The organism is Paracidovorax valerianellae (assembly GCF_900102625.1).
In the GTDB taxonomy this organism is placed as follows: domain Bacteria; phylum Pseudomonadota; class Gammaproteobacteria; order Burkholderiales; family Burkholderiaceae_C; genus Paracidovorax; species Paracidovorax valerianellae.
In genome coordinates this window covers 363,494-378,727 of record NZ_FMZC01000004.1, presented here as the reverse complement: position 1 = coordinate 378,727, position 15,234 = coordinate 363,494, and the positions used below count along the sequence as shown (strand labels likewise).

Here is a 15,234-nt window from a genome sequence, read left to right as displayed (position 1 = left end):
GAGCGAAGGAAGGAGCGAGAGGCGAGGGACCAGCGGACTCAGCGCCGGCGCTCGGCGCTCACGTCGATCTCGCCGAACACGGTGACGCCGCTCGAGCCCTGGCCGCCGATGCCGTGCGTGCCGCGGGCGGGCGCCTCGGACGGCGCGCCGCCCGCGCAGCCGGCGAGGCCACCCAGCAGCGCCAGGGCCGCCACCGCCGCCAGACGGCGGCCGATGCGGGCGAGCGCGCTCATGCCTCGCCCCCCAGGTGCTTGCCCAGGATGCCGGCCAGCTCGAACATGGTGACCTGGTCCTTGCCGAACACGGGGCGCAGCTTGGCGTCGGCGTTGATGGCGCGCTTGTTGGTCGCGTCCTGCAGGCCGTTGGCCTTGATGTAGTCCCACATCTTCTTCACGGCCTCGGGCCGGGCGACCGGTTCCGGCCCGATCACCGCGGCCAGCAGGGCGCTGGGCGCCTTGCCGGCAGCGGGCTTGCGCGGTGCCTTGGGCGCGGCGGGGGCCTTCTTGGCCGCAGCGGACTTGGCGGCGGACGAGGTCTTGGCGGCAGGTTTTGCAGCCTTTTTGGCCGCTGCCGCCGTCTTTGCTGCGCCGGCTGCTCCTGTTTTTGCAGCAAACGTCTTGCGCGGCGGGAACTTGCTTTCGCGCTGCTCGAACTCGAAGATGACCTTGCCGGCCTCCTTGTCCCAGGCGAGGAACGCCTTGAACGCGCGGCGCGTGCGCATGCTGACGAACTTGTCGAGCAGGTCGGTCTTGCCGGTGGCGAGCAGCTTGCTCATCTGCGCGCGCTCCACGGGCTGCTGCAGGATGATCTTGCCGCTCTTGAAGGTGCAGCTGGGCGTGGCCTGCGCCGCCGTGGGCACGGCCTTGCTGCACACGTAGTTGCTGCCGTGCTCGTACACGGGCGCGCCGCACACGGGGCAGGCGCCCAGGCTTTCCTGCTCGGAAAAATCGACGAGCTCGCCCGACTCTTCAGCGTTCTTGTCGTCGCCGAAGTCGAACTCCAGCTTGTAGTTGTGCGCCTCGTCGTCATAGACGATGCCCACCTCGGCCGTGAACGGCCAGCCGGCCTTGGAGCGAAAGCCTTCCAGGGGGCCGATCTTCTTGTCGCGCAGCAGCCGGTCGGCCTCGGCGGTTTCGAAGGTGCGGCCGGCGGGCGACTTGCCGAACGAGAACCCGCAGGCGTCCGAGCCGTCGCCGGCCTTGCCCACGCAGGCGTAGCGGCGGTAGTTTTCCTTCACCACGCCGCCGCAGTTGGGGCATGGCGCGGACAACGTGGCGTAGTCGCCGGGGATCGTGTCGCGGTCGTATTCCTTGGCCTTCTTGACCATGCGCTCGGTCATCTTGGCGATGTCGGCCATGAAGGCTTCGCGGCTGAGCAGGCCCTTTTCCATCTGCGAGAGCTTGAACTCCCAGTCGCCCGTGAGGTCGGCGCGGCAAAGCTCTTCCACTTCGAGCCCGCGCAGCAGGGTCATGAGCTGGAAGGCCTTGGCGGTGGGGATCAGCTCGCGGCCTTCGCGCAGCATGTACTTTTCGGTCAGCAGCCCTTCGATGATGGCCGCGCGCGTGGCAGGCGTGCCGAGGCCCTTTTCCTGCATGGCCGAGCGCAGCTCTTCATCGTCGATCTGCTTGCCGGCGCTTTCCATGGCGCCCAGCAGCGTGGCTTCGGAGTAGCGCGCGGGCGGCTTGGTCTTGAGGCCCTTGGGCTCGGCGTACTCGGTGCGCACCATCTCGCCGGGCTTGACCGGCACCAGGTTCTGGCCCTTGTCGCCGTCCTTGGCGCCCTCGACCTCGTCGGCCGCTTCCTTGCCGTAGATGGCCAGCCAGCCCGGCCGCACCAGCACCTTGCCTTCGGTCTTGAAGCTGTGGTTGACCACTTGGCTCACCCGCGTGGTGACCATGTATTCCGCGCTCGGGAAGAACACGGCCATGAAGCGGCGCACCACCAGGTCGTACAGCTTCTGCTCGGCCTCTGACAGTCCGCTCGGCGCCTGCAGCGTGGGGATGATGGCAAAGTGGTCGCTCACCTTGCTGTTGTCGAAGATGCGCTTGGTCGGCTTCACATAGTTGCCGTCCAGTGCCTGCTGGGCGAAGGGCGCCAGGTGGCGCATGCCGCTCGTGGCCAGCATGCCGAAGGTATCGCGCGCCACGGGCAGGTAGTCCTCGGGCAGCGCGCGGGAGTCGGTCCGCGGGTAGGTCAGGGCCTTGTGGCGTTCGTACAGGCTTTGCGCCAGAGCCAGCGTGGTCTTGGCGCTGAAGCCGAACTTGCCGTTGGCCTCGCGCTGCAGGCTGGTCAGGTCGAACAGCAGGGGCGATGCCTGCGAGGTGGGCTTGGATTCCTCGGTAACGCTGGCGGCCTTGCCGCGCACGGCCTCGGCGATGGCCAGCGCGTCGGCATGGTTCCACAGCCGGTCGGCCTTGGCCTCGGGGTCTTCGCTTTTCTTCCACTGGGGGTTGAACCACTTGCCCAGGTATTCGCCCGCCTCGGCATGGAAGCCGGCATGCACTTCCCAATAGTCGCGGCTCACGAACTTGCGGATCTTTTCCTCGCGCTCGACCACCAGCGACAGCGTGGGGGTCTGCACCCGGCCCACGGTGGTGAGGAAGAACCCGCCGTCGCGCGAGTTGAAGGCCGTCATGGCCCGCGTGCCGTTGATGCCCACCAGCCAGTCGGCCTCGGAGCGGCTGCGCGCGGCATGGGCCAGGCCCTGCATCTGCTGCTCGGAGCGCAGCGACTCGAAGCCGTCGCGGATGGCCTGCGGCGTCATGGACTGCAGCCACAGCCGCTTGACCGGCTTGCCCAGGCCCTTGCTGTCGGGCTTGGAGCCGCCGGCGTACTGCTCGATCAGCCGGAAGATCAACTCGCCTTCGCGGCCCGCGTCGCAGGCGTTGATGAGTTCGGTCACGTCCTTGCGCTTGGCCTGGCGCACCACGGCCGACAGGCGGCTCTTGGTCTTGTCCACCGGCTTGAGGTCGAAATACGGCGGGATCACGGGCAGGTGGGCAAAGCTCCACTTGCCGCGCTTGACGTCGAATTCCTCGGGCGCCTGGATCTCCACCAGGTGGCCTACCGCGCTGGTGACCACGTAGCGATCGTTCTCGAAGTGGTCCTCGTGCTTGTCGAACTTGCCCGCCACGGGGGTGAGCGCACGCACGATGTCCTGGGCCACCGAGGGTTTTTCTGCAATTACCAGTGTCTTGGTCATGTTGTGGGTTTCGCCATTGAAAGGCGCTTCTACAATCCGCTTCTTCGCACGCGTACACGCGCACGCACCTGTGTGCCTATTCAAACTAACAGAGTTTTTGCCATGCCCCGCACCGCATCGCCCGAAGCCCCCCCGTCCGCACCGGGGCGCCGCCTCCAGACCCGGCGCTCGGGCGTGCATGGCAAGGGCGTCTTCGCCGTGCAGGATATCGCCGAAGGCGAAGTGCTGATCGAATACACCGGCGAGGTCATCACCTGGCAAGAGGCCCAGGACCGGCATCCGCACGATCCCGCGCAGCCCAACCATACCTTTTACTTCCACGTGGATGAAGACCACGTGATCGACGCAAAGTTCGGCGGCAACTCCTCGCGCTGGATCAACCACAGCTGCGACCCGAATTGTTTCGCCGACGAGCAGGACGGCCGCATTTTCATCACCGCCCTGCGCAACATCGCCGCAGGCGACGAGCTGAACTACGACTACGGCCTCATCATCGACGAGCGCTACACCCCCAAGCTCAAGGCCGAATACCCCTGCTGGTGCGGCAGCGCCAACTGCCGCGGCACGCTGCTGGCACCCAAGCGCGGCTGGGCGCCCCCTGGCCTCGCGCCTGAAAAGCCTGCCAAGGCCGAAAAGCCCGGCAACAAGGCCAGCCCCACCGGCAAGGCGGCCAAAAAAGCCAAGGCCCCTGCTGCGGCCGAGACCGCCGCACCATCCCGCCCCACCACCAAGGCACGGAGCCCCCGCCGGTGACCGGCCACCCGCTTGCCGCCCCGATCCGCTGGCCCGCCGAGGCCATCTGGGAAGCCGTGGCCCCCGTGCTGCCGGGCTTCACCGTCGAGGTGCTGCCGAGCGTGGATTCCACCAACACCGAACTCATGCGCCGCGCCCGTGCGGGCCTGGCCGAGCCCACGCTGCTCGTGGCCGAGCAGCAGACCGCCGGCCGCGGGCGCCTGGGACGGCCCTGGCGCAGCGCAGTGGGGGATTCGCTCACGTTCTCGCTGGGCCTGCCGCTGGCACCGGCCGACTGGTCGGGCCTGTCGCTCGCCGTGGGCGTGAGCGTGGCCGAGAGCCTGCAGCCCGTGGTGCGCCCCGGTGCCGCACGCATCGGCCTCAAATGGCCCAACGACCTGTGGCTGGACGGCGACCGCAAGCTGGGCGGCATTCTGGTGGAAACCGCCAGCCTCGTCGCGCCCGTCGGCGACGTGCCGCCCGCCATGCGCTACGTGGTGGCGGGCATCGGCATCAACGTGCAGCCGCCGCAGGCCGAGGGCCTCGGCACGCCGCCCGGTAGCCTGCAGGACGTGGAGCCCGGCCTGGATGCGCCCGCTGCGCTGCTGCGCATCGCCGCGCCGCTGATCGCCATGCTCCAGAGCTTCGAGGCCTACGGCTTCGCGCCGGTGCAGGCACGCTTTCACCAGCGCGACGTGCTCAGCGGCCGTGCGGTGGCGCTGAGCGACGGCACCGCGGGCACGGCCCATGGCGTGGGCGAAGACGGCGCCCTGCTGGTGCACACGGCGCACGGCATGCAGGCCGTGACCAGTTCCGAAGTCAGCGTGCGACCCGCCGGCCAGACGCCGCCGCGCTGAGCGCGCGAGAAAAAGGATCACCGTCATGCTGCGCGCCGCCGTTCTGGTTCTGCTGCTGGCCAATGCCGGCTACTACGCGTGGTCGCAAGGGCTGCTGCGCTCCTGGGGCTGGGCCCCGCCCGAGCAGAGCGAGCCCCAGCGCCTGGAGCAACAGATCCAGCCCGAGAACCTGCGCGTGGGGCGCGCCAGCGGTGCCAGCACCAGTGGCAATGGCAACGGCAATGCAAACGGCAGCAGCAGCGGCAGCGCGAACGGTGCCGGCGCGGCCAGTGACGCCGCCGCATCGGCCACGCCTGCGGCCCCGGCTGCAACGCCCGCACCCGCCACCAGCGAGCCCGCTTCCGTGGCGGCGACACCGGCCGAGCCGGCCGCATGCCTGCAGGCCGGCACGTTCGACAAAGGCCAGCTCGATGCCCTGCGCACGGCCGCCGCCAACCTGCCGCAGGGCAGCTGGGTGCTGGAGCCGGTCTCGCTCACCGGCCGCTGGATGGTTTACATGGGCCGCTTCGCCGACGAAGAGGCGCTGGAGAAAAAACGCACCGAACTGCGCGCCCGCAAGGTGCCTTACGACCGGCCAGGCGCCGCGCTGGAGCCGGGCCTGTCGCTGGGCCGCTTTTCGACCGAGGAAGCCGCCGAGCGCGCGCTGGCGACCCTGGGCACGCAGGGCGTGCGCACCGCACGCGTGGTGCAGGAACGCACCGATGCCACGGGTTATGTGCTGCGGCTGCCGGCCGCCACCCCGGCGCTGCGCACGCAGGCCGAGACGCAGATGCGCGCCCTGCTGGCGAGCCGGCCGCTGCGCACCTGCGGCTGACCTGACCGGCCAAGGCGCCGGCCCGTCCATTCACCGCAGGGTCAGGCGAGCAGCCGCAGGCTGCCGGGGCACAGGGTGTGCACCAGTTCTTCCATGCCTTCGACCAGCGCGGTGACGAGGGCGTTCGGGCCTTCGTTGGGCAGCTCTTCGGCGAACACCACGGCCTGGCTCAGCACCGATTCCTCCAGCACGACGGGCGGCAGGCCATGCTGCTGCAAGGCCCAATCCATGGCCATGAGCGCGGCGGGCGCGTTGCCCTCGTCGAGCGGGCGCAGGCTGACCAGTGCCTGGTACAGGCGCGCGGCGCGCTCCACGGCCTCCAGCCGGGTCAGCGCGGGATAGACCGCCGTGGCGGGCGAGAGCCATGCCGCCAGCGTTTCAAGATGGCGCGGCAGCGAGGCCGCCATGGGATAGCTGCGCTGCTCGCCCGGGCCGGGCATAAACGAACTGGGCGTGGGCACGCCGGGGTCGCCGAACACCGTCGCCCCGGCCGTGCCGGCGGCCAGCCGCTGGAATTCGCGCGTGCGGGCCCGTGGGCCGCCAGCGGGGCAGCCGTTCAGGCGCCAGCCGATCTCCAGCAGACGCTCGGGCGTGATGGGCTGGCCCGCATGCAGCCACGTGCCCACGGCCTGCATGGCATCGGACCAGGCGTCTTCCGTGCCCACGCCGTCGGTGCGCAGCACCAGCGACAGGCCGCTGCGCCAGGCGTTCACTTCGGTCCGCAGGCCGGCGTTCTTGCGCAGCACGCCCAGGCACTCCTGCCAGCCGACGACCACGCCATCCAGGCGCGCAGCCAGGCGAGCCTGCTGCGGCGGGTTCCAGCGGGGGGCCTGCAGCAGGTTCGACAGCAGCGCCACGGGCGTGCCGGCCAGGTCCACCGCGGGGTGGTCCCGCACGGCGGCGGGCACCGAGTGCAGCTGCAGGTTGTGCGACAGGTCCAGCAGTTGCAGCACGGGCATGCGGGCCATGGCCTCGGGCACCGATTGCAGGCCGCAGTGCGTGAGGATCACCGTGGCGAGCCGGGGCGCCTGCGCCAGCGAATCGGGCAACTCGCGCAGGCCGAAGTTGGCCGACAGGTCCAGCAGCTCCAGGTGCTGCAGCCAGGCCAGCGCCTGCGGTACTTCGGTGACGAAGCAATTGCGCGCCGTGAGGGTGCGCAGCCCCCGGCACAGCGCCAGGGTTTCGGGCAGGCGGTGAAAGCCGGTGTTGTCGGAGATGTCCAGGTGCTTGAGGTGCCGCAGCCGGTCCAGGCCCGGCGGCAGGGACGACAGGCGCAGCACCCGCAGATCGAGCTGCCAGCCCTCTTCGCCCATCGCATGGCAGGCGAGCACGCGGTTCACGGCCTCGCGGCGGCGCTCCACGAACGTGGCGGCGCCTTCGGTTTCATCGTCGAGATCCGCGGCGGACGGGCGCAGGCGGCCCACCATGCGGGCCCACAGGCCCTCTTTGCGGGGCGGGGGCAGGTTGGGGTCGGCGTCGCACCAGTCCTGCAGTTCGCTCAGCCAGCGGTCCATGTCGGGGGTGTTCGCAGCGGGAGCGGCCGGGCGGGCGTTGCCGGGCGCGGAATAGTGGCGACGCAGGAAGCGGAACGCCGAATCGTCGTTGGTCAGGCCGCCGGCTTCGGCGCCAGGGCTGTGGGATACGCGGGCATGGAAGTCGGTGGTCGTGGTCATGGCAGGGTCACGCGGGCAACGTGGAGTGAGGGGTTGGTGACAAAAACCCGCCATGCGTGACGGGGTGTATCCAATCTACAAACCCGGCCCGGCGCGCAGTGCCGGGGATGCGATGCCATGGCCGCGCGTGCGAAATTTCCGCAGCACGGCGGCTCGCCCGTGAAGGGCCGCCTCAGCCGCCCGACGCGGTGCGCGCGGTTTCCTGCATGCCCTGCACCATGGCGGCGATCAGGGGTTCGGGGACATCGGCATCGCCAGACGAAGGGAAGAACGCGGCACCAGCCAGCGCCATTGCCAACTGCGCGCTGCCATCGCCGGTGACGGGCGGCAAGCCTTGCCGCTGCAGCGCCCAATCCATCGCCATGAGGGCGGCCGGCGCACTGCCTTCATCGAACGGACGCAGGCTCACCAGGGCGCGGTACAGCAGCGCGGAATGCTCCACGGCGTCCAGCGCCGCGCCTGCGGTCGCACTGCCTGCGCCCAGCCACTGCTCCAGAGCGTCCAGATGGCCGGGCAGCGAACCGACCCGCGGATGGTCGAGGTGTTCGGCGACGGCGACGTCAAAGCCGTGGGGGCCGGCGGGGACGGCTTGAACCTCCACGGCCCGAAGCTGCGGCCCACCGGAGGGGCGGCCATTCATGCGCCAGCCAATCTCCACCAGCCGCTCCCGGGTGATCGGCAGGCCCGCGCTCAGCCAGCCCTGCACGGCTGCGTTCGCATCGGCCCAGGCCGCCTCTGCGCGGGCAGGGTCCATGCGGTCGGTGCGCAGCTGGAGCGAGAGCGCGCTGCATGCCCGGTCCACGGCTGCGCGCGCCGGACCGCCGGGCTGCAACGAAGGTTGGCGTTGCTGCCAGTCCTCCGACAGTGGAGCCAGGTGGTTTTGCCATTCGGCGCGCTGCGCCGGGCTCACTGCGAGCGGCTGCAGCAGGCTGTCCATGAGCGCCACGGGCGTCCCTTGCAGCGACAGCGCAATCTTGCGGCCGAGCAGGCCGGGCGGCAGGGCATGCAGTTCCAGGTTGTGCGAAACGTCGAGCACCTGCAGCGCCGGCATGTTGGCCATGCCCTCGGGCAGCCGGCTCAGGTTGCAGTGGGACAGTTGCAGCGTCCGAAGGCGAGGCGCCTGCGCTACGGCATCGGGCAGCGCCATCAGGTGCGGATTGGCCGACAGGTCGAGGATTTCGAGGTTCGGCAGTTGGAAGATCGAAGATGGCACTTCGGCGACCAGGCCGTTGCGCACCGCAAGGCGGCGCAGGCTCTGGCACCGGGCCAGCTCTTCGGGCACGGCGAAGAGGCCGATGTTGTTGGACAGGTCCAGCGTTTCCAGGTGCGGGAGCCGGTCCAGCCCTGGAGGCAGGGAGGACAGCGACAGCCACTTCAGGTCAAGGGATCGCCCATCGGCGCCCTGGGCGTGGCATTCAAGCACCCGCTGCATCGCCGTTTCGCGCTGCTCGGCGAGCAGGGGCAGGTCATCGCTGGACTTGCGCCCCCACGCGGGCAGACAGGCGAACCGCCGGGAATGGCTCGACCGGGCGCGGTGCGGATCGGCGTCGCACCAGCGCTGCAGGTCTTGTTTCCAGCGCGCCAGCCCGAGGGCCGCATCCCGTGGCACAAGGGCGCCTGCGGCGGTGGCGCCGCCGGATGAGCGCGGCGGCAGGGCCTGGGCGTGCGGCGACGCAGGCAGGGACCGCGAGGCAGGTTTGGACCCGGCAGCTTTGGCAAAGGGATTGGTGGCAGCAGGAGATGCGGACGGAGATACCGTTTCGGAACGGGGCGTGTGCGGGTCCCGGGCGAACAAAGTGGCAAGCGATGGCATGGCGAGGCGGGCACGCGGCCAAGCGTGTGTTGGGATTGGGGCCCGCAATCTACGAGAGCGGCCGCCCTGCCCGCGCCGCCCGTGCGAAGGCGACACCCGCCCAGCGAAGTTCCGCCGCAGCCCGCCAGGCTGCAATGCCAATGCTTCGGAGACAGGAACCCTTCGCCCTAGCCCCGCGGATCGGTCGCCAGCAGCCAGTCCACCAGCGCGCGCAGGTCGCCCTGCAACCGCGCGAAACCGGCCGGCTCGATGGCCAGGGTCTGCTCGTCCATGTACAGCTTGCGGTTGATCTCCACCTGGATGCTGTGGCGGTGGGCGGCAGGGTTGCCGTAGCGGCGCACCAGCTCCACGCCCTTGTAAGGGTGGTTGTAGTCCACGCTGTAGCCGCGTTCGCGCAGGAAGGCGCAGATCGCCTGCGACAGGGCCGGGCTGGCGGTGGTGCCGTCGCGGTCGCCGATCACGAAGTCGGCGTGGTGCAGGCCGGGGTGCAGCGTGGCATGGCTGGCGGCCACGGCAGGCATGGAGTGGCAGTTGATGTGAACGCTGTAGCCGTGCCGGGCATGGGCTTCGTCGATGGCCCGGGCGACGGCGGCGTGGTAGGGGCGCCAGCAGCGGTCGATGCGGGCACGCACCTCGGCCACGGCCAGGGCCCGGTCGTAGATGGGCACGCCCTCGTCGGTGAACTTCCAGATCAGCCCCTTGCCCAGCCGCACCTTCTGCAGCACGACCGGGTCGGTGGTGACGGGGTCGGTCCACTCGCCCTCGAACATGCTCACGTCCACCTCGGTGGTGTCGCGGTTGGCGTCCAGGTAGATGCGCGGAAAGTGGGCCTCGACCCAGGCCACGCCCAGCGCGGGCGCGAAGCCGTAGAGCTTTTCGACGTGCGTGTCCTCTGCGCGGCGCAGCGTGGGCAGGTCGATGGCGGCGCGGAAGTCGTCGGGGTACACCGTGCCACTGTGGGGCGAGTCGAGCACCAGGGCCGTGCGGCCCGGCACGGTGGACAGCATGGCCGCAGATGCGGGCGGGGCCGCAGGTGCGGGCGGGGCCGCCGGGGCGCCCGCCGCCCCGGGCTGGGCGGCCTCCAGGCGGTGGCGGCGTTGGATCAGTTGCAGCGCTGCATGCATAGGCGCACTCCTGCGGTGTCAGTCGAGCTGGATCTTGGCATAGGCGGCCACCTTCTTCATCTTGTCGATCTCGCGCACGATCTGCTTCGTGAAGTCTGCGGGCGAGGTGCCGGAAGCATAGAGCCCCTGGCCGGCGAGCCGGTCGCGCACGGCGGCTTCCTTGAGCGCCGCGGCCACGGCCTGCTGCACGCGCAGCACGGCGGCGGCAGGGGTGGACACCGGAGCCACCAGGCCGAACCACGAGGGTTCGTTGGCCTGCGGAAAGCCCAGTTGCGCGTAGGTGGGCACATCGGGCAGCACGTCCAGGCGCTCGGGCCAGGACACGGCCAGGGCCTTGAGCTTGCCGGATTTGACGTGCGGCAGCGACGAGGCCACCTGGTCGAAGTACACCGGCACTTGGCCGCCCACCACGTCATTGATGGCCGGGCCGGCACCGCGGTAGGGAATGTGCACCATCGAGGTGCCCGTGCTGATCTTGAACAGTTCGCCCCACATGTGGCCGATGGTGCCGTTGCCCGGCGTGGCGTACGACACCTTGCCGGGGTTCGCCTTGAGGTACTTCACCAGTTCGGCGAAGTCCTTCACCGGCAGGACCTTGGGATTGACCACGATGACGCCCGGCGCCTTCACGATCTCGGTCACGCCGGCGAAGTCCTTGATGGGGTCGTAGGGCAGCTTGGAGAACACGGCCGGGTTCACACCGTGGGTGGACAGGGTGGCCACGCCCAGCGTGAGGCCGTCGCCCGCGGCGCGCGCCACTTCGGACATGCCGATGGAGCCGCCGGCACCCGCGCGGTTTTCGATCACCACCGGCTGGCCCAGCAGGCGCTGCAGCGGCTCTTGCAGGGCGCGCCCGGCGATGTCGGTGGCGCCACCGGGCGGGAACGGAACGATGATGCGCAAAGGCTTGTCTTGCGCGTAAGACATTCCAGGAAGGACAGTTGCTGCAGCCACGGCTGCGATCCATTGACGGCGTTGCATAGGATTTTTCCTCGGTGATGGGGCAGAGATTACCGAATTCGGTGAACACTTAAAAGCAATTGATGTGCCTGTTAACATTCCATTCAAGAATGTTTTGAGAAGCAGCCTGCCATGTCTTTGCGCCGACTCAATCCCCCCCTGCACCTGCTGCGGGCCTTCTGCACGGTGGCGCGCTTCGGCGGCGTGTCGCGCGCGGCAGAAGCCTTGCACCTGACGCAGAGCGCGGTCAGCAAGCAGATGCAGGAGCTGGAACGCTGGGTGGGCATCGCGCTGTTCGAGCGCAGCCGCAAGCGCCTGACCCTCACCCCCGCCGGCGAGCGCTACGAAAAGGCCGTGCGGGCCCTGCTTGCCAAGCTGGAGGCCGCCACGCTGGAGCTGATCACCAGCAGCGACGGTGGCGGCGCGCTGCACCTGTCCGCGCTGCCCACCTTCGCCGCCAAATGGCTGATTCCGCGGCTGCCGCAGTTCCAGCAGCAGCACCCGCAGATCACGCTGCATTTCGTGCCCTTCGTGCACGGCTACGACTTCGCCAACCCCGACCTGGACTGCTCGATTCTCTTCGGCGACGGCCACTGGCCCGGTGCGCGGGCGCATTACCTGGCGGGCAACGACGTGGCGCTGATCGCACCGCCCGCCGGCGCGGGAGACGCCAGCCCCCTTCGCGCCCCGCGCGACGTGGTGCGCAGCGCCCTGCTGCGCCACGTCTCGGTGCCCGACGCCTGGGAACGCTGGAGCGAGGTGCATGGCGTGGGCGGCCTGGATGCGCTGGCGGGCCCGCAGTTCGACCAGTTCGAGAGCATGATCCGCGCCGTTTCGGTGGGCATGGGCGTGGCGCTGGTGCCGCGCTGCCTGGTGCAGGACGAGATCGCCGCGGGCGTGGTGGCCGAGCCCCTGGCGCAGGGCGGCTACACGAGCGAGCTGGGCTACTGGTTCTGCTATCCCGAGGCCCGCGCCCAGTTGGCCACGCTGGACCGGTTCCGCCACTGGCTGCTGGGCCCGGCGGCAGAGACGGCTGCCGGCCACTGAGCCGGGCCGAACCGGGAGCATTGAGGCGATTCAAGCCAAAAGTGCCTGGCACCGCCGTCTTTCATGCGCTGACAGCTATTAAAACAATAGCAAACCGCGCAACGTACCCGATCCCCCAACTCCGCGCTCATTCTCCGCGCATCTCGGCCACCATGCGTTCGAGCCGCTGCGCATCGACCAGCACCAGCGCCCGGCCGTCCTTTTGCAGCACGCCGGCCTTCACGAGCGCACCCAGTTCGCGCGTGACCTGTTCGCGGTTCGTGCTGATCCGGCTGGCCAGGTCTGCATGGGCGGGGGCAGGCTCGATGCGGGCCTGGTTGGCCTCCACGCCGGCCAGGCGGGCCAGGCGCAGCAGTTCGGCGTGCAGGCGGTGATGAACGCCCAGCGTGCTCAGGTCGATCACCCGGTCCGACAACTGGCGCACCAGCGTGGCGAGGTAGTGCATCACCCGCTGCGCGACCAGCGGCTCGTCGCGCAGCAGCGCCAGGAAGCCCTCGCGCGACAGGCTGGCCACGAGGGTGTCGTCCACGGCCACCACGTCGGCCGAGCGCGGTCCGCCGTCGATGGCGGCGATCACGCCGATGTGCTCGCCCGGCTCGCAGTCGCGAAAGGTGACCTGCCGCCCGCTGGCCGAATACGTGGTGATGCGCAGGCGGCCGGCAATCAGAAAGAACACGTCGCCGCCCTCGGCCGCGCGCGACAAGAGCGGTTTGCGCGCCGCGAGCTGGTGCCAGTCGCACTGCTGGGCCAGGCGGTCCAGGCAGGCCTCGCCCAGGCCCTCGAACAAGGGAATGCGGCGCAGGGCCAGGCTGGATCGGGCGGGGGGAGTGTTCATGCAGGCGGGCAGCCGGGGCTGGAAGGAAACAGGTGCGGCCTCAGGCGCTGGGACCGGCGCAGAAGCCGGCCGGCGAAACCGGTGCCGCATTATGCTCAGCGCCGCCCTCGGCCGAATGCGCCGGGCCTCCCACCGACCGCCCTCCCTTGACCGCCCCCCGCTCCCCTCTGTCCGGCCTGCCCCTTCCGTCCTCGCGCAACCTGCGATGGGCCAGCGGCGTGGTGCTGTGGCTCTACGTCGCGCTGCACCTGGCCACGCATGCCGCCGGGCTGGTCTCGCTGGGCGCGGCCGAAGCGCTGCGGCGCGCCGTGCATGGCGCGTGGGGCACGCTGCCGGGCACGGCGCTGCTGTACGGGGCCGTGGGCGTGCACCTGGCGATGGCCGGGGCGGCCCTGTGGCAGCGCCGCAGCCTGCGCATGCCGGCGGTGGAAGCCCTGCGCCTGCTGCTGGGGTTGCTGCTGCCGCTGCTGCTCATCGGCCATTTCGTGGGGACGCGCTACGTGGGCGACGTGTTCGGGGTCGAGCCGTCGTACGTGCGGATCGTGCGCGCCATCTGGAGCCCCGAAGGGCTGTGGCAGCAACTGGCGCTGTTGGTAGTGGCGTGGACCCACGGTTGCCTGGGCCTGCACATGGCCTTGCGCATCCGGCCCACGTGGCAGCGCTGGCAGCCGGCGCTGCTGGCTGCGGCGGTGCTGCTGCCCGTGCTGGCGGCGCTGGGCGTGGTGGCAATGGGCCGCGAGATCGCCTGGGCCATGCTGCAGGCGCCCGTGCCCGCGCCGCAGGACGCCCAGGCATCGCGGGCGCTGTCCGAGGCGCTGCGCACCGGCTGGATCGCACTGGTGGCGGGGCTGCTGCTGGCGCGCTGGGCCGTCACGGCCGTGCGCGAACGGCGCGGCGGCAAGCGCATCGCCCTGCGCTACCCCGACCGCACGGTGCAGGTGCCGCGCGGCATGACGGTGCTGGAGGCCAGCCGCGAGCACGGCATCGGGCACCTGTCGGTGTGCGGGGGCCGGGCGCGCTGCTCCACCTGCCGCGTGCGCGTGCAAGGCCCGGCCGAACACCTGCCGGCCCCGGGCCGCGATGAACGCCGCACCCTGCGCCGCGTGAACGCCCCGCCCGGCGTGCGCCTGGCCTGCCAGTTGCGGCCGCGGGGCGACATCGCGGTGACGCCGCTGTTCCAGCCCGGTGCGGCAGCCGCAGCGCGGCCCCTGGGGCGCGAGCGCCAGGTGGCCGTGCTGTTCGTGGATCTGCGCCGCTGGTCGGGCCTGGCCGAGAGGCAGTGGCCCTTCGATCTGGCGTGGGTGCTGGACCAGTATTTCGACCGGGTGGGCGCCGCGGTGCGCGACAGCGGCGGACTGGCCAACCAGTTCATCGGAGACAGCGTGATGGCGATCTTCGGGCTCGACACCGATCTGCCCACCGCCTGCGCACAGGCCGTGCGCGCCGCCGCGCTCATCGAGCAGCGCATGGACGCCTGGGGCGCCTCGTTCACCGACCAGTTCGGGCAGCCGCTCGACTTCGGCATGGGGCTGCACGCCGGCACCGTGGCCGTGGGCGAAGTGGGCTTTCAGGACACCACCACGTTCACGGCGGTGGGCGAAGTCGTCAACACCGCCAGCCGGCTGCAGGACTACTCCAAGGTGGTTTCCGCGCGGCTCGTGCTGTCGCTCGACGCGGCGCGTCTCGCGGGCGTGGCCGATTCGCTCGGTGTACCCGAGCCGGTGACGGTGCGCGGCCGATCGGCGCCGCTGCAGGTGCTCTACGTCGTCCACCCCGCCCAGCAGTGGGGCGAGCCGCTCTTCGGCGGCGGCGCGTCGTAGCCCATCCCATTACACACAAGTCGAAGGGCATGAGCCAGCGATGGCTTGCGTGAACGTAAGTTATTGATTTTGCTCACGCCACGGATCCCCGGCATGCCGCGCACCATCGCTCCTAAGCTGTTGATTCATAAGGGATCAGATACTTGTGTGTAATGGTATGGTCATAGCCTGAACTGGCTTTGTCGCACAAATAAAATCCATTGCTGCAAAGTGCCAGAATTCAGAAGAATATTGCGCCACTCTGATAGCAAGAACCCTTCGCTGAAAGCGGCAATATGGAAGAAGATTGTTTATGCAACAATGCCATTCGCATTGATAATTGTTTCCGAATATTTAGAATGCCTCAGGAGGATCACT

General features: G+C 69.8%; 12 protein-coding genes. 5 read left to right on the top strand and 7 right to left on the bottom strand.

What is annotated here, in order from left to right; translation table 11 throughout:
* Positions 1 to 38: 38 nt before the first annotated feature.
* Both BLT03_RS09390 and BLT03_RS09385 read right to left on the bottom strand, forming a co-directional pair.
* Positions 39 to 233, bottom strand: a complete 195-nt coding sequence (locus BLT03_RS09390; RefSeq protein WP_092742687.1) for a hypothetical protein — start codon at positions 231 to 233, stop codon at positions 39 to 41.
* On the bottom strand, positions 230 to 3,202 hold the full coding sequence (locus BLT03_RS09385; protein WP_092742681.1) for a DNA topoisomerase III: 2,973 nt from the start codon (positions 3,200 to 3,202) through the stop codon (positions 230 to 232). The genes BLT03_RS09390 and BLT03_RS09385 overlap by 4 nt, the downstream gene beginning before the upstream one ends.
* Positions 3,203 to 3,304: 102 nt before the next feature.
* On the opposite strand from BLT03_RS09385, the gene BLT03_RS09380 reads away from it, so the two are divergent.
* Genes BLT03_RS09380 through BLT03_RS09370 form a run of 3 tightly spaced genes read left to right on the top strand, consistent with a single transcriptional unit; the run spans position 3,305 to position 5,605 of the window.
* Entirely contained in the window at positions 3,305 to 3,955 is a 651-nt protein-coding gene (locus BLT03_RS09380) for an SET domain-containing protein (RefSeq protein WP_092742680.1), read from the top strand.
* Positions 3,952 to 4,791, top strand: coding sequence for a biotin--[acetyl-CoA-carboxylase] ligase (locus BLT03_RS09375; protein ID WP_092742677.1), 840 nt, complete (start codon positions 3,952 to 3,954; stop codon positions 4,789 to 4,791). Before BLT03_RS09380 ends, BLT03_RS09375 begins: the two co-directional genes overlap by 4 nt.
* 25 nt (positions 4,792 to 4,816) lie before the next feature.
* A complete protein-coding gene (locus BLT03_RS09370; protein WP_092742676.1) occupies positions 4,817 to 5,605 on the top strand; it encodes an SPOR domain-containing protein in 789 nt (262 codons plus the stop codon).
* 41 nt (positions 5,606 to 5,646) lie between these two features.
* On the opposite strand, the gene xopAC (BLT03_RS09365) is transcribed toward BLT03_RS09370, so the two are convergent.
* The 4 genes from xopAC (BLT03_RS09365) to BLT03_RS09350 all read right to left on the bottom strand — a co-directional run bounded on the left by xopAC (BLT03_RS09365) (position 5,647) and on the right by BLT03_RS09350 (position 11,196).
* Positions 5,647 to 7,278 (bottom strand): XopAC/AvrAC family type III secretion system effector, encoded by a 1,632-nt coding sequence (xopAC, locus tag BLT03_RS09365; protein ID WP_092742675.1) that lies wholly within the window; start codon positions 7,276 to 7,278, stop codon positions 5,647 to 5,649.
* A 172-nt stretch (positions 7,279 to 7,450) separates the two neighbouring features.
* A complete protein-coding gene (gene xopAC, locus BLT03_RS09360; protein WP_092742674.1) occupies positions 7,451 to 9,091 on the bottom strand; it encodes a leucine-rich repeat domain-containing protein in 1,641 nt (546 codons plus the stop codon).
* 167 nt (positions 9,092 to 9,258) lie between these two features.
* Positions 9,259 to 10,215, bottom strand: coding sequence for an N-formylglutamate amidohydrolase (locus BLT03_RS09355; RefSeq protein WP_092742673.1), 957 nt, complete (start codon positions 10,213 to 10,215; stop codon positions 9,259 to 9,261).
* A gap of 18 nt (positions 10,216 to 10,233) precedes the next feature.
* Positions 10,234 to 11,196, bottom strand: a complete 963-nt coding sequence (locus BLT03_RS09350; RefSeq protein ID WP_092742672.1) for a tripartite tricarboxylate transporter substrate binding protein BugE — start codon at positions 11,194 to 11,196, stop codon at positions 10,234 to 10,236.
* Positions 11,197 to 11,307: 111 nt separating this feature from the next.
* Between BLT03_RS09350 and BLT03_RS09345 the strand changes: the two genes are divergently transcribed.
* Positions 11,308 to 12,222 (top strand): LysR substrate-binding domain-containing protein, encoded by a 915-nt coding sequence (locus tag BLT03_RS09345; protein ID WP_092742671.1) that lies wholly within the window; start codon positions 11,308 to 11,310, stop codon positions 12,220 to 12,222.
* A 127-nt stretch (positions 12,223 to 12,349) separates the two neighbouring features.
* Here the strand turns inward: BLT03_RS09345 and BLT03_RS09340 are convergent, their stop codons facing one another.
* Positions 12,350 to 13,057, bottom strand: a complete 708-nt coding sequence (locus BLT03_RS09340; RefSeq protein WP_092742670.1) for a Crp/Fnr family transcriptional regulator — start codon at positions 13,055 to 13,057, stop codon at positions 12,350 to 12,352.
* Positions 13,058 to 13,203: 146 nt separating this feature from the next.
* Here BLT03_RS09340 and BLT03_RS09335 point away from each other — a divergent pair, with 146 nt between their 5' ends.
* A complete protein-coding gene (locus BLT03_RS09335) occupies positions 13,204 to 14,877 on the top strand; it encodes an adenylate/guanylate cyclase domain-containing protein (protein ID WP_245711300.1) in 1,674 nt (557 codons plus the stop codon).
* Positions 14,878 to 15,234: the final 357 nt, after the last annotated feature.

Bases quoted from the DNA above. Each gene is read 5' to 3' on its own strand.
- BLT03_RS09390 (WP_092742687.1), bottom strand. From the start codon at position 233: ATGAGCGCGCTCGCCCGCATCGGCCGCCGTCTGGCGGCGGTGGCGGCC.
- BLT03_RS09385 (WP_092742681.1), bottom strand. From the start codon at position 3,202: ATGACCAAGACACTGGTAATTGCAGAAAAACCCTCGGTGGCCCAGGAC.
- xopAC (WP_092742674.1), bottom strand. From the start codon at position 9,091: ATGCCATCGCTTGCCACTTTGTTCGCCCGGGACCCGCACACGCCCCGT.
- BLT03_RS09355 (WP_092742673.1), bottom strand. From the start codon at position 10,215: ATGCATGCAGCGCTGCAACTGATCCAACGCCGCCACCGCCTGGAGGCC.
- BLT03_RS09350 (WP_092742672.1), bottom strand. From the start codon at position 11,196: ATGCAACGCCGTCAATGGATCGCAGCCGTGGCTGCAGCAACTGTCCTT.
- BLT03_RS09345 (WP_092742671.1), top strand. From the start codon at position 11,308: ATGTCTTTGCGCCGACTCAATCCCCCCCTGCACCTGCTGCGGGCCTTC.
- BLT03_RS09380 (WP_092742680.1), top strand. From the start codon at position 3,305: ATGCCCCGCACCGCATCGCCCGAAGCCCCCCCGTCCGCACCGGGGCGC.
- BLT03_RS09370 (WP_092742676.1), top strand. From the start codon at position 4,817: ATGCTGCGCGCCGCCGTTCTGGTTCTGCTGCTGGCCAATGCCGGCTAC.
- xopAC (WP_092742675.1), bottom strand. From the start codon at position 7,278: ATGACCACGACCACCGACTTCCATGCCCGCGTATCCCACAGCCCTGGC.
- BLT03_RS09340 (WP_092742670.1), bottom strand. From the start codon at position 13,057: ATGAACACTCCCCCCGCCCGATCCAGCCTGGCCCTGCGCCGCATTCCC.